This window comes from Achromobacter sp. Bel (assembly GCF_012928505.1).
GTDB lineage: Bacteria > Pseudomonadota > Gammaproteobacteria > Burkholderiales > Burkholderiaceae_B > Achromobacter.
The window spans coordinates 72,168-84,459 of sequence record NZ_JABBJN010000029.1 but is presented as its reverse complement, the minus strand read 5'-3'; the positions used below and the strand labels follow the sequence as shown (position 1 = coordinate 84,459).

General features: G+C 64.9%; 13 protein-coding genes. 5 read left to right on the top strand and 8 right to left on the bottom strand.

Annotation, left to right across the window (positions count from 1 at the left end):
* Nucleotides 1–724 (top strand): OB-fold nucleic acid binding domain-containing protein (locus tag HG262_RS18735; RefSeq protein ID WP_248293409.1); only part of this gene is annotated, 724 nt, incomplete at its 5' end.
* 25 nt (nucleotides 725–749) lie between these two features.
* Here the strand turns inward: HG262_RS18735 and HG262_RS18730 are convergent.
* Nucleotides 750–2,030 carry an SGNH/GDSL hydrolase family protein gene (locus HG262_RS18730; RefSeq protein ID WP_248293408.1) on the bottom strand — a complete coding sequence of 427 codons (1,281 nt, stop codon included), beginning with the start codon at nucleotides 2,028–2,030 and terminating at the stop codon, nucleotides 750–752.
* 120 nt (nucleotides 2,031–2,150) lie between these two features.
* On the opposite strand from HG262_RS18730, the gene HG262_RS18725 reads away from it, so the two are divergent.
* Together HG262_RS18725 and HG262_RS18720 are read left to right on the top strand one after the other, a co-directional pair.
* Nucleotides 2,151–3,065, top strand: coding sequence for a LysR family transcriptional regulator (locus HG262_RS18725; RefSeq protein ID WP_169272440.1), 915 nt, complete (start codon nucleotides 2,151–2,153; stop codon nucleotides 3,063–3,065).
* A 62-nt stretch (nucleotides 3,066–3,127) separates the two neighbouring features.
* Nucleotides 3,128–3,532, top strand: coding sequence for an I78 family peptidase inhibitor (locus tag HG262_RS18720; protein WP_169272439.1), 405 nt, complete (start codon nucleotides 3,128–3,130; stop codon nucleotides 3,530–3,532).
* 35 nt (nucleotides 3,533–3,567) lie between these two features.
* On the opposite strand, the gene HG262_RS18715 is transcribed toward HG262_RS18720, so the two are convergent.
* The 7 genes from HG262_RS18715 to HG262_RS18685 form a co-directional block, all read right to left on the bottom strand.
* The gene (locus HG262_RS18715; protein WP_248293407.1) at nucleotides 3,568–4,533 is read right to left on the bottom strand and encodes a LysR family transcriptional regulator; all 966 of its coding nucleotides are present in this window, start codon (nucleotides 4,531–4,533) and stop codon (nucleotides 3,568–3,570) included.
* Nucleotides 4,534–4,579: 46 nt separating this feature from the next.
* Nucleotides 4,580–5,314 carry an amino acid ABC transporter ATP-binding protein gene (locus HG262_RS18710; protein ID WP_169272438.1) on the bottom strand — a complete coding sequence of 245 codons (735 nt, stop codon included), beginning with the start codon at nucleotides 5,312–5,314 and terminating at the stop codon, nucleotides 4,580–4,582.
* 14 nt (nucleotides 5,315–5,328) lie between these two features.
* Nucleotides 5,329–6,018, bottom strand: coding sequence for an amino acid ABC transporter permease (locus tag HG262_RS18705; protein WP_169272437.1), 690 nt, complete (start codon nucleotides 6,016–6,018; stop codon nucleotides 5,329–5,331).
* Nucleotides 6,011–6,700: an amino acid ABC transporter permease gene (locus tag HG262_RS18700; protein WP_169272436.1), complete on the bottom strand. Its 690-nt coding sequence runs from the start codon at nucleotides 6,698–6,700 to the stop codon at nucleotides 6,011–6,013. Before HG262_RS18700 ends, HG262_RS18705 begins: the two co-directional genes overlap by 8 nt.
* A 123-nt stretch (nucleotides 6,701–6,823) precedes the next feature.
* Complete coding sequence (locus tag HG262_RS18695) at nucleotides 6,824–7,645, bottom strand: ABC transporter substrate-binding protein (RefSeq protein WP_169272435.1); 822 nt, start codon at nucleotides 7,643–7,645, stop codon at nucleotides 6,824–6,826.
* A gap of 51 nt (nucleotides 7,646–7,696) precedes the next feature.
* Complete coding sequence (locus HG262_RS18690) at nucleotides 7,697–8,920, bottom strand: aminotransferase class I/II-fold pyridoxal phosphate-dependent enzyme (protein WP_169272434.1); 1,224 nt, start codon at nucleotides 8,918–8,920, stop codon at nucleotides 7,697–7,699.
* Nucleotides 8,917–9,597 (bottom strand): RraA family protein, encoded by a 681-nt coding sequence (locus HG262_RS18685; protein WP_169272433.1) that lies wholly within the window; start codon nucleotides 9,595–9,597, stop codon nucleotides 8,917–8,919. Before HG262_RS18685 ends, HG262_RS18690 begins: the two co-directional genes overlap by 4 nt.
* A gap of 408 nt (nucleotides 9,598–10,005) precedes the next feature.
* Here HG262_RS18685 and HG262_RS18680 point away from each other — a divergent pair, with 408 nt between their 5' ends.
* Together HG262_RS18680 and HG262_RS18675 are read left to right on the top strand one after the other, a co-directional pair.
* Entirely contained in the window at nucleotides 10,006–10,362 is a 357-nt protein-coding gene (locus HG262_RS18680; RefSeq protein ID WP_169272432.1) for a hypothetical protein, read from the top strand.
* A 62-nt stretch (nucleotides 10,363–10,424) separates the two neighbouring features.
* Nucleotides 10,425–12,206 carry an alkaline phosphatase family protein gene (locus HG262_RS18675; RefSeq protein ID WP_169272431.1) on the top strand — a complete coding sequence of 594 codons (1,782 nt, stop codon included), beginning with the start codon at nucleotides 10,425–10,427 and terminating at the stop codon, nucleotides 12,204–12,206.
* The last annotated feature ends 86 nt before the right edge of the window (nucleotides 12,207–12,292 follow it).

Below are 12,292 nucleotides of genomic sequence, written 5' to 3'. Positions count from 1 at the left end.
CCCCGACGCCCGGCGCCCCGCCGTCCGCCTGGGCCTGAGCCTGATTCAGGGCATGCGGGAAGACGCCGCCCGGCGCATCGAGGACGCGCGCGCGCAGTCCCCCTTCGCCGACACCGGCGACCTGGCCCGGCGCGCCGCGCTCAACCGCCATGACCTGAACGCGCTGGCTGCGGGCGATGCGTTGCGCACCCTGGCGGGCCATCGGCGCCAAGCCAGTTGGGAAGCCGCCGCCAGCGTGCAAAGCCGCGACTTGCTGCGCGACGCCGCTATCGAGGAAACCCAGGCTCCACAATTGCAGGCGCCGTCGGAAAGCCAGACGGTCGCGGCCGATTACCGCAGCGTGGGGCTGACCCTGCATAGCCACCCGGTGGCGCTGCTGCGCGACCAATTGGCGGCCCGCAATTTCCAGCCGGCCGAGGTCCTGAACCGCTACCCCGACAAGCGCGTGGCGCGCGCCTGCGGCATCGTCACCGTGCGCCAGCGGCCGCAAACCTCCAAGGGCGTGATTTTCGTGACACTGGAAGACGAGACCGGCCCTGTCAACGTGGTCGTGCGGCCGGAACTGATCGAACGCCAGCGCCGCGAACTGCTGGGCGCCAAGCTGCTGGGCGTCTATGGCGCCTGGCAAAGCGTGGACGGCGTGCGCCACCTGATCGCACAGCGGCTGGTGGACTTGTCCGACCTGCTGGGCGGGCTGGCCACGCATAGCCGCAACTTCCATTGACGGGCCGCAGGCGGCCGCATGCGGTTCACCGGCCGAACAGGATGCCGTCATCCAGCGCCCGCGCCATCGCCTGATATCCCGCATCGCCGGGATGCAGGTGGTCCCCCGAATCGTAGGCCGGCAACAGGCGCGCGGGGTGTGCCGGGTCACGCAGCACGGCGTCCATGTCCACCACCGCGTCGAACACGCCGCTGTCGCGGATCCACTGATTCACCTCGCGCCGCACCGCATCCTTGGCCAGGCTGTAATGGCCGGCAAGCGGCGTGCCGTGCAACGACCCTTCATAGGGCGCGAGGGTGGCCCCCACGATGCGCACGTGGCGGGCACGGGCTGCCTCGGCCAATTGCCGGTAACCCTCCACCAGCCGGGCCGCGGTCATGGGCGCATCGCCGGGCGCGAAGCCGCTGTCCGGCCAGCCGATATCGTTGATGCCCATCAGCACCACCACCGTCCGCACGCCGGGTTGCGCCAACACATCCGCCTCGAAGCGCGCCATCGCATTCGCGCCCATCTTGTCGCCCCACACCCGGGCGCCGGAAATGCCTGCATTGACGACGCCCACGCCCTGCGGCGCCAGCCGGCGCGCCAGGACATCGGGCCAACGCCGGTTGGCGCCGGGTGTTGACCCGTTGCCGTCGGTCAACGAATCCCCGAACGCCACCACGACCGGCGTGTCGGCCGCGCTTTCCACCCACACCCCGGCCAGGAAAGCACGCCCCTGCAATACGGCGGCGCCTGGCAGATCCGGCGCGCCGGTGGCATCGCCCGGCGCAAGTGCCGCATTTTGCTGGGCGCCCCAATGGAACGTCGCGACGGGAGTCGCCTGCGGAAAATAGGTACTGACGGCCAGCTCGCTCAACGCGGCCACGGGCAGGTCCACCGGGTCGCTGACCACCTGGGCGCCGGCCGCGACCGTCACGCCTGGCTGGCCGCCGAAGCGCAACGCCCGATCCGACGCCCGGTCAATGGCCGCCCCCGCCCCCGCCCCCGCCTTCGCCACGCGGGCGGCGCCGACCACCAATGGCTGCGTGCCGTAACGGTTGGACAGCACCACGCGCAGGCGCTTGCCGCCCAGGCTGATCTTGACGGTCTCGCGCAGCGTCTGGTCCGCCACTTGCGCCGGCATGCCGGTAGGCAGGACGAACGATGCCTCCCATAACGGTTGCGGGCTGGCGGACCATGAACTGACCCAGGCAGCGTGCGGCGCCGGCGCCCCCGCCTGCGTGGCGGACGGCATCCAGACAAGGCCGGCAGCCGCCAGGCTGGCGGCGCGGAAAAAAGCATGAGGGTTCATGGCGGACTTCATGGGATCTCCTGGAGAGGGGAAGCGGTTGGCACCGCGATGCCGCCACGATAGGTTCTTCCCATTGGCACGGGTAGACCTCTACAATGCATACCACTTCTTCCAAAATGGAATACCACGCCGATGGATACCTTGCGCGCCATGCGGGCCTTCGTCCGCGCCGTGGAACTGGGCACCTTGTCCGCCGCCGCCCGCGAACAGGGGTTGACGCAGCCCGCGCTCAGCAAGATCGTCGCGGCGCTCGAGAAAGACCTGAACGTGCGCCTGCTGGAACGCAGCACAACGCGCGTCGTACCCACAGAACAAGGCAAACGCTTCTACGAACGCGCCAACCGCGTGCTGGAGGAATACGCCGAAGCCGTGGCCGACGCGCGCGGCCAGACCGAGCAACCCGCCGGTTTCCTGCGCGTGAACGCCCCCGTCGCGCTAGGGCAGTTCCGGCTGAATGCGCTGATCCGGGATTTCCTGGACGCCTATCCTGACATCCAGGTCGAATTGATCCTGAACGACCGTTTCGTCGACCTGGTGGAAGAAGGCGTGGACGTGGCCCTGCGCCTGGGCGGCGACCTGCCGCCCAACGCCGTTGCCCGCAAAGTTGCCCTGTCGCCGCGCCTTCTGGTCGCGGCGCCGTCCTACCTGGCCCGTCATGGAAAGCCTCGCACGCCGGACGACCTGGCCGCCCACGATTACGTCCGATTCGCATGGCTGCCGGCCGGCGACACCCTGGAGCTGCACCAGGGCACCGCGCGCGCCAGTGTCCAAACCCAGGGGCGGTACCGCGTCAACAACGCCCTGGCCATCCGTGAAACGCTGGCGGCGGGAGCCGGGGTGGGCCTGTGCCCCGCCTGGTTGGTTCAGGACCTGGTGGCCGACGGGCAATTGCTGCGCGTCTTGCCCAAATGGAACGGCCCGCCCCAGGAAGCTTTCCTGATCTACCCCTCGCGCCGCTACCAGGCATTGCGCGCCCGCCTGCTGATCCAGTTCCTGGCCGACCGGCTGCCCATGCTGCCCGGCATGCAAGCGCCCCACGGCTCCTGATCACAGGTCGCCCCGGCTGGTCTATCATGGCTTTTTTGTCGCGTAGTTGTAAGGAGCTTTACATGATCCGCAAGCTGATCCCTTTCCTTCTGGTTGCCAGCCTGAGCGCATGCGCCAACACCGGGACGTCGTCCTCGTCCAGCAGCGCGCCGGCAGCCTCCAGCTCCTCCAGCGCGTCAAGCTCATCGGGGTCGTCCGGTGGCGCCACCTACGGCGGATCCTCGTATGGATCGTCGTCAAACATTCCCGGCGCCACCAGCGGCAAGACGTGCGATGCCGGCGCCCTGCAATCGCAGATCGGCCAGAAAGCCACCCAATCGGTCATGGAAGACCTGCGCACGCGCAGCGGCAGCTCGACCGCGCGCATCCTGCGCCCCGGCCAGCTTGTCACCATGGAATACAACGCGACCCGCCTGAACCTGATCGTGGACGACAAGGACGTCATGACGGCGATCCGCTGCGGTTAAGCCCGCCTTGGGGCCGGCGCCCGCCGGCCTGCCGCCTACGCTTCCCGCCGCATTGCGGCCGGCGGCACATGGGGCAGGAACGCCCCCGCCACCTCAAACGCGCATTCTTCGCGCGCGATATCGATCACCCGCGACACGATCGGGTTGACGATATTCTTCTTATGCACGGCGTAATAATTGATCGTGGGCAGATCCGGCCGCACCTTCAACTGGCATAGCGCGCCGCGCTCGACCAGCGGCGCGAAATACGCGCCGGGCAAATAACTGATGCCCAGCCCCAGCATCGTCAACTGCGCCATCATTCCCAGGCTGTTGCAGGTCAGCACGCGCTTGACGGGCAAGCCTTGCTCCGCGAACCACGCGTCGTACAGATGCGACAAGGCCGAATTCGTGGGCTGCGATATCACCGGATACGGCGCCAGATCCTGCGGCGTCAGGCGGGCCGCGAAATCGATGTCCAGCGCGGGACTGGCCATCCACACATTGGTGACGGCGCCCAGATGGGTGCAATCGTACTGATAGCTCCAGAACGGCCCCGGCATGATGGCCAGGTCTATCTGGTCTTGCTCCAGCCTTTCGTACAGCGTGATGCCGCCGTCGATCTCGGGCATCAACTGCACGCGCGGATAGCGCTGGCTGATCTGGTTGATCAGCCGCGCCAGCCAGGTCATGCCCACCAGTTCGGTCACGCCCAGCCGCAGCACGCCTTCGAAACTGGCCGGGTCGGCCATGTTCTGCACGATGCGGCTGTTCAGGTCCAGCATTTCGCGCGCCAATTCGAACAGCTTGCGGCCCTGCGGCGTCATCGCGAGCTTCTTGGCGCGCCGCTCGAACAGCGGCGACCCGGCGAAGGCTTCAAGTTCGCCCACCCGCTTGGCCACCGCCGACTGCGTCGTGTGCAGTTTGCGGGACGACGCGCTGAAGCTGCCCAATTCGGAGCTCCAGTAGAAAGCCTCTAGCTGTTTAAGGGTGTACATCGCGGCAGTCGATCCGAAACGCATGGGAACCCCCAACCTTACCATCGCCGCCCTGCCGCCCGCCGCAGCCTCAGCCGCGCGGATGCAGGATGTCGGCCAGGAAGCGCTGCGCGCGCGGATGGGACGGCGCGCTGAAGAAGCGCTCGGGCGTATCCATTTCCAGGATCTCGCCGCCATCCATGAAAACGACCCGGTCGCAGACGTCCCGCGCGAACCCCATTTCGTGGGTCACGCACACCATCGTCATGCCGTCCTTGGCCAGGCCCTTCATCACCTGCAGCACCTCGCCCACCATCTCGGGGTCCAGCGCGCTGGTCGGCTCGTCGAACAGCATCACCGGCGGTTGCAGGGCCAGCGCCCGGGCGATCGCCACCCGCTGCTGCTGCCCGCCCGACAAGGCGCCCGGATAGGCGTCGATCTTGTGCTCCAGGCCCACGCGTTCCAGCAGGCCTTTCGCCAGCTCCACGGATTCCTTGCGGGACTGCTTGCGGATGTTCACAGGCGCGAAGATCACGTTTTCCAGCACGCTCATGTGCGGGAACAGGTTGAACTGCTGGAACACAAAGCCAATCTTCTGGCGCAGCGCGTTCAGGTTGGCGCCCTTGGCGTAGATGTCCGCGCCGTCGATCAGGATGCGGCCTTTCTCGATGGGTTCCAGGCGGTTGATCGTGCGGATCATGGTGGACTTGCCGGACCCCGACGGCCCGCACACCACCAGCACTTCGCCGCGCGCCACCGACAGGTCCACGTCCTTCAGCACGTGATGCGCGCCGTACCACTTGTTCACTTTTTCAAGATTGATCATGTTTTGTCCTTGCTTTAAGCCATGGCGCGCGAGCGGCGGATACGCAGGTCCAGCCAGCTCAAACCGCGGCTCAGGCTGAAGCACACCAGGAAATAGATGATGGCCAGGATGCCGAACACCTGCAACGGCTGGGTCAGCACCAGGTTGTTGACCTGGTTGGCCGCGAAGGTCAGTTCGTTGACGCTGATGACATAGCCCAGCGACGTCTCCTTGATGGTCGACACGAACTGGCTGGTCATGCTGGGCAGCACGTTAAAGAGCGCCTGCGGCAAGACCACTTTGCGCATCGTCGTCCAGTAGCCCACGCCCAGCGAGCGCGACGCCTCGATCTGGCCGCGCGGCACCGCCTCGATGCCCGAACGGATCACTTCCGACAGGTACGCGCTTTCATAGACCACCAACGCGAAGATCAACGTCCAGAAACCGCTGACGACCTGGCCGGTCAGTTTCGGCACCACGAAGTAGGCCCAAAAGATCAGCATCAGGAGCGGCATGCCGCGCACCACGTTGACCAGCGCCTTGCTGGCCACGCGCAGCCAGCCGAACGGGCTGACCCGGGCCAGCGCGACCAACAACGCCAGCGGCATCGACATCGCCAGGCCAAGCGCCGCCAGGATCAGCGTGAGGACCAGTCCGCCCAGCGGGCCGTTGGGGTATTGGCCGACCAGCAGCGTGGGCCAGTATTGCAAGAGCAGATCAAGCACCGTGGCCTCCGCGATTCAGACGATAACGGGCATAGATGCGCGATCCGATCGCCATGATCAGGAACGATCCCAGCAGGTACATGATCGTCGCCGCGCCGAAGGTGGCGAAGGTGCGGTAGGTCTCGTTTTCGATCTCGCGGGCCTGGTAGGTCAGTTCCATCACGCCGATCGCCATGGCCACGCTGGTGTTCTTGAACAGCAGCAGCGCGCGGCCCACCAGCGGCGGAATCGAGATGCGCACTGCCTGCGGCACGATCACGAAGCGCATGCATTGCAGATAGCTGGCGCCCAGCGCACGGGCCGCCTCGAACTGCGTGCCGGGAATGGCGCGCAGCCCGCTGCGGATGTCTTCCGCGATGTAGGCGGCCGACCCCAGCGCCAGCGCGATCGCCGCCAGCGACATCTCGGCGTTGTGCTCGTACAGCCACATGCGAAAGCCCTCGGGCAGCAGTTCAGGCATGCCGAAATACCAGAACAGCACCTGCACCAGCAGCGGCACGTTGCGGTGGTATTCCACGTAGGCGTCGACCACCCAGCGGCACGGCGCCAGGTTGGTGGCGCGCACTACGACCAGCGTCACCGCGATCGTGAAGGCCATCACCCAGGCAACCAGAAACAGCTGCACGGTGACCACCATGCCGCTGGCCAGCAGCTGGTATTGGGAAGCGTCAAGTAGGCTCATAAAGCAATCAATCTCCTGCTATCGCGCGGCCCACGCCAAACGTCACGGGTTCCGGCCGCCCACCTGGGGGGATGCCGGAAACCGTGACGGAGACATGCGGGCCGCGCTGGGGTCAGCGGTCTTTCAGCCGGCGATGGGACCGATCTTGAAGCCGCGTTCCAGCTTGTACGGCGTTTCGGGGCCGAACCACTTGTCGAACAACTTGGCGGCAGCACCCGAGCTTTCCGCTTCGTCCAGCGCCTGGTTCACCGTCTGCAGGAAACGCGGTTCCGACTTGCGCACGCCCAAGCCCCAGGGTTCGTCGAACACCGACTTGGCGATCACGCTGACGGGCGCGGTCGGCGGGCTTTGCAGCACCAGGCGCGCCAGCACCAGTTCCGAGGCGAACTGCGCGTCCACCTTCTTCTGCTGCAAGGCCAGATAGGTGGCCGAGCTGTCGCCGTAGCCGATGACCTGCGACTTGTTCAGGATGCGTTTGATCTCACGCTCTGAACTGGACCCCTTGGTGGCGCCGATACGGCGGCCGTTCAGCGCTTCCACCGAATCCAGCCCCGACCCCTTGCGCACCAGCAGCTTTTGCGGGCTGACGTAGTACGCGTGGCTGAAAGCGATCTGCTCGGCGCGATCAGGCGAATAGCCCAGATTCGCCGCCAGGATGTCCACGCGGCCTTCGTTCAGCTCCGGCACGCGCGCCGCCACCGACAGCAGCTTGTAGCTGATCTTCACGCCCAGCTTGTCGGCGACAAGCTTGCACACGTCGACGTCGTAGCCCACCAGTTGGCGCGTGGCGCCGTCCTGGAAGCTGAACGGCTGCGAGGTGCCGAGCGTGCCGCAGACGAGTTCGCCGCGCGCCTTGATGTCATCGACCTGATCAGCCTGGGCGGCGGCGCCCAGCGCCAAGGTGGCCAGGCCCAGGCAGGCTGCGAAGAGAGTGTGGCGTTTCATGGTTGATTCCCCTTGTATGGTTGTATGGTGAACTGACTGCTTATCCCGGCCTCAGGCCAGCTTGGCGCAAGCTTCCCGGATAGCCGAGCAGCCCTGCTTGATATCGTCCATCGAAGCCGCGAACGACAACCTGAACGTGCCCGGCGCGCCATAGGCATGGCCGTCGATCACGGCAACGCCCGCTTCACGCAGCAGATAGTGCGTCAGGTCGGTATCGGTCGCGATCAGGTCGCCCGCCGGCGTCTTCTTGCCCAACAGGCCCGAGCAGTCCGGAAACACATAGAACGCGCCCTGCGGCACGACGATGTCCAGGCCCGGCGTGCCGGACAATTCGGCGATTGCCAGGTCGCGGCGTTCGCGGAACACGCGGGCAAACTCGGCCACGCAGTCCTGCGGACCCGACAAGGCCTCCAGCGCTGCCGCCTGACTCACGGACGATGCGCCCGATGTGCTTTGCGATTGCAGGATCGCCATCGCCTTGATGAGTTCATCGGGACCTGCGCCGTAGCCGATGCGCCAGCCCGTCATGGCATAAGCCTTGGACACGCCATTGACCACCAGCGTGCGGGCGGCCAGTTCCGGCGCGACCTGCAACGGATGCACCGTCGGTTCGCCGGTGAAGTTCAAGCGGGCGTAGATGTCGTCGGTCATCAGCCAGACGTGCGGATGGCGCTTGAGCACCTCCGCCAAGCCGCGCAGCTCGTCCGCGCTATAGACCGAACCCGTCGGGTTGCTGGGCGCGTTCATCATCAGCCACTTGGTACGCGGCGTGATGGCGCGCTCCAGCGCTTCGGGCGTCACCTTGTAATCCGTGGCGGGCGAGGTCTGTACCGCGACCGGCGTGCCGCCGTTGACCAGCACCATGTCCGGGTACGACACCCAGAACGGCGCGGGGATCAGCACCTCGTCGCCCTCGTTCAGCGTGGCGGCCAGGCCATTGAAGATCACCTGCTTGGCGCCCGTGCTGACAATGATGCGCCCTGCCGGATAGTCAACGCCGGTGGCTTCCAGCAAATGCTGGGCGGCAGCGCGGCGCAGCGCCACGGTGCCCTGGGCCGGCGGGTACTTGGTCTCGCCCCGGTTCATCGCCGCGGTGGCCGCCAGGCGGATATGTTCCGGCGTCGAGAAATCCGGCTCCCCGATCGTCAGATCGATAATGCGGCGCCCCTGCTCGCGCAGTTCCGCAATGATGGCCCGCGCCGCCACGCTGGGCGACAGCTTGATGCGCTTGATACGGTCGGCGACGATGCCGGTGGTTTGCGGGGTTTGGCTCATTTCGCGGCTCCCGTCTTCTCGGCCAGGGTCTTTTCCAGCCAGGGCTTGGTATAGGTGCCGGCGCGCAGTTTCTCCTTCGCCACCGCCTCGTCGGCTTCCTTCTTCTGCGCCAAAGCCAACACGGCCGCGGCATGCTGGGCGGGAATCACCACCACGCCATCGGCATCGCCCACCACCACGTCACCCGGGTTGACCACCTGGCCGCCCACCGACACCGGCACATTGATTTCGCCCGGACCATCCTTGTACGGTCCCTTGTGCGACACGGCCCGCGCATAGCAACCGAACTCGCCCTGCGCGAACACATCCAGGTCGCGCACCGCGCCGTCGATCACAAAACCTGCGATCCCGCGCGACTGCGCATCCATCATCATCAGCTCGCCCACCAGCGCATTGCTGATATCGCCCGCGCCGTCGACGACGATCACGTCGCCCGCGCCACCCAGCGAAATCGCCTTGTGGATCATCAGGTTATCGCCCGGGCGGGTCTTGACGGTGAGCGCCAAGCCCACCGTGCGCTGGTTGCAGGCATGCAGCGGACGCAGCCCGCTGACGCCGTACAGGCGGTTCATGCAGTCGCTGATCTGGGCCGAGCCGATGGCGGCGAAGCCGGCCAGCACGTCGGCGGCGACGGCCGGGCCGGAACGGGGAAGAATGCGGTATCCGATGGGATTCATGAGGAAGTCTGTGTAAATGCGTGAACGGCGTTAAGCGAACACGCATTACAAGGCCCCAGGGGGGGTTCCTCAAAACGATATAAATTCCCGATGATTCAGGAATTTTATTCGTACATTTTAGATTTAAGGGTTATCCCTTATTCGTGCTTGGGCACTGCCATTGACGCTGCGCCCCCGCCCGCCCACTGTCGGGAGGAGAGCATCGTACGTTGAACCGGTCGACGATCAGCCGGCAAGCAAGGCGACAAGGCACAGGGCTGCAACACGGGGGATTCAACAGCCACCGTGCGCGGTGATATCAGCCATAATCAATTCAACCTGACCCCGCGTGACAGCAGGAGTTCAGTTTTCGCTCCCACATCAACCGGTAGCGGGTAGGCCGTAGCGTACTCAGTGCGGAGTATCTCAATGATGACACCGGAAACGCCAGACGACGACTTGGCACGGACCCGCAGCCACGGGCCACGCGCACTGCCCCAGGGCTATCGGGCGGGATTGATTACGGCCATCACGGTATTGCTGGGCTTTTCGCTGGGTTTCCTGCGCTACTGGGGCTTGGACGCGCCGGGCGATTGGAGCGCGCTGTCCGTGCTGCCAGGCGTGTCCTTGTTGCTCGCCAGCCTGCTGCAGATAATTGCGCTTTACCGCGCCTTGCGTTTGGAGGATGAGGCCGAGGATGAATACCGGAAAACCGTGCGATGGTTCATCGGGTCGGCGATGCTGCTGTTGCTGGGTCTGACAGCGGCGTTGTGGGAGGCGGCGTGAATTGCTCGCACCCGGATCGTCAAGGTAGTAGCGAAAGAAATGACTAGCTGAGGAGGCTGATCATGAATGAAAAAGATCTGCTACTGGGGCCTGTGTTGTCGTTCCGTGGTATCGGAAAAGGTGACGTCTGGAAAGTAAGCGCGCTGGTGGGCCTCAAGGCGGGCGCCGTCACGCCTGCACTGGAGGTCGACGGCAAGGCTTGCGCCGCGCCAAAGGAGCTGTTGGCCATCAACGGCGAACGCTATCTGCGCTACGACCTGTCCTGCAAGGTCTTGAAGAACGAGCGCACCGTAAGTTACGGTATTTCAGGGGGATTGACGTGGCGGATGACGGTACCCGGCAAGGATTTCGCGCCGCGCATGGCCTATGTGTCGTGCAATGGGTTTTCGGACCCGGCCGTGATGCGAAAGCTCATCCGGACGTCGGACGCGGTGTGGGAAGACCTGCTCTACAGCCACGACCGCGAACTGCGAAAAGAACAGGGTGCAGGCGAAACCAAGCTGCTGGACAAAGAGCAGTTGTGGCATGAGAAGCGCATCCATGACAAGGGCCTGCAGCGCTTTCATCTCATGCTCATGGGAGGCGACCAGATCTACTTCGACTCGATCTGGGAAGACGTTAAGGCGCTGCGCCGGTGGGTGGCCTTGCCTCGGCAGGCGCAATTGGAGTTCAAGGTCACCAAGGCGCTGGACCGCGAGATCGAGGCCTACTACTTCGGACTGTACAAGCAACGCTGGCTGCCCAGCGAGCGCAAGCCCTGGTCGTCGCCAACGGCCACGCTAGATGCGAGCGCGGCGATGGCGTCGATGCCGACCGTCATGATGTGGGACGACCACGACATCTTCGACGGCTGGGGTTCGTACAGCTGCGAGATGCAGAACAGCCCACTCTTTCAGACGATGTTCCGCCACGCCCGACGCGCCTTCTGGGTGTTTCAGATGCAGCATGCGCTGGACGACCTGCCCCAACAGGAAGACACGACGCCCGCGGGTTTTTCCCGACAAGACCCGCTGCTCAAGCCCATCGTGTGGAGTCAGGTACTCGCCAAGGATGCGTTGGCGCTGCCCCTGCTGGACGGCCAGCCGGGATTCACTTTCGCGTACGCCATCGGGCCGATGGCCATCATGGCGGCCGATCTGCGCACGGAACGCTCGCGGACGCAGGTGATGGGCTCGGACACGTGGGGCCAAATCAAGCATTGGACCGACAGCCTGGAATCCGGCAACGCGGGCGCACAACCCAAGAGTGCTTGCCAGCATCTTCTGCTCATGTCCTCGGTGCCCGTAGTGCACCCCAAACTGCCCCTGGCCGAGTTGCTGATGGACAAGTTCGGGCAAGACCACGTCACGGACAGCAATGCCGACGACTTGAAGGACCACTGGTCCCACGACGACCACGAAGGTGAGCGCAAACGCCTCCTGGAAGTGTTTTCCCAATTGGCGCGCGACAAGAAGATCCGTGTGTCCCTAGTGTCGGGCGACGTGCACGTTGCAGTCTGGGGCACGGCCTACCGCAAGGACCTGCCTGCAACAGAGACGTGGTCCCAGATCCACCAGTTCACGTCGTCCGCCGTGGTTCATCCTTCGCTCATGGGTGTGATGGAGCGGCTGTTTCTCTCCTGGTTGAACAACAATGCCAAGCAAGCTCAAAACATCGACGTGCAGTACGTTGCGGAAGTGATGCCTTTCCCTGGGCACGACAAACATGTCATGGCAGCGCGCAACTGGCTGGCCCTGGAGTTGGACATGGGCTCGGCCGAGGGGTGCAAGTTATGGGCAACTTGGCGATGCGAAACCGAAGTCAGCTTTTCGAATCACCTGCTCGCAGTCGCAGCCGTTACATGATTTTCAAGTTGATCCGGCAAGGGAACTCGCCACAGGCATAAGGGGTGCTCACGTTCCCCTCCGAAAAAGCGTTGTAGTCCGACACC

Excerpts from the sequence above, each read along its gene's own strand:
- HG262_RS18730 (WP_248293408.1), bottom strand. The coding sequence starts at position 2,030 with ATGAAGTCCGCCATGAACCCTCATGCTTTTTTCCGCGCCGCCAGCCTG.
- HG262_RS18725 (WP_169272440.1), top strand. The coding sequence starts at position 2,151 with ATGGATACCTTGCGCGCCATGCGGGCCTTCGTCCGCGCCGTGGAACTG.
- HG262_RS18720 (WP_169272439.1), top strand. The coding sequence starts at position 3,128 with ATGATCCGCAAGCTGATCCCTTTCCTTCTGGTTGCCAGCCTGAGCGCA.
- HG262_RS18715 (WP_248293407.1), bottom strand. The coding sequence starts at position 4,533 with ATGCGTTTCGGATCGACTGCCGCGATGTACACCCTTAAACAGCTAGAG.
- HG262_RS18710 (WP_169272438.1), bottom strand. The coding sequence starts at position 5,314 with ATGATCAATCTTGAAAAAGTGAACAAGTGGTACGGCGCGCATCACGTG.
- HG262_RS18700 (WP_169272436.1), bottom strand. The coding sequence starts at position 6,700 with ATGAGCCTACTTGACGCTTCCCAATACCAGCTGCTGGCCAGCGGCATG.
- HG262_RS18695 (WP_169272435.1), bottom strand. The coding sequence starts at position 7,645 with ATGAAACGCCACACTCTCTTCGCAGCCTGCCTGGGCCTGGCCACCTTG.
- HG262_RS18690 (WP_169272434.1), bottom strand. The coding sequence starts at position 8,920 with ATGAGCCAAACCCCGCAAACCACCGGCATCGTCGCCGACCGTATCAAG.
- HG262_RS18685 (WP_169272433.1), bottom strand. The coding sequence starts at position 9,597 with ATGAATCCCATCGGATACCGCATTCTTCCCCGTTCCGGCCCGGCCGTC.
- HG262_RS18680 (WP_169272432.1), top strand. The coding sequence starts at position 10,006 with ATGATGACACCGGAAACGCCAGACGACGACTTGGCACGGACCCGCAGC.
- HG262_RS18675 (WP_169272431.1), top strand. The coding sequence starts at position 10,425 with ATGAATGAAAAAGATCTGCTACTGGGGCCTGTGTTGTCGTTCCGTGGT.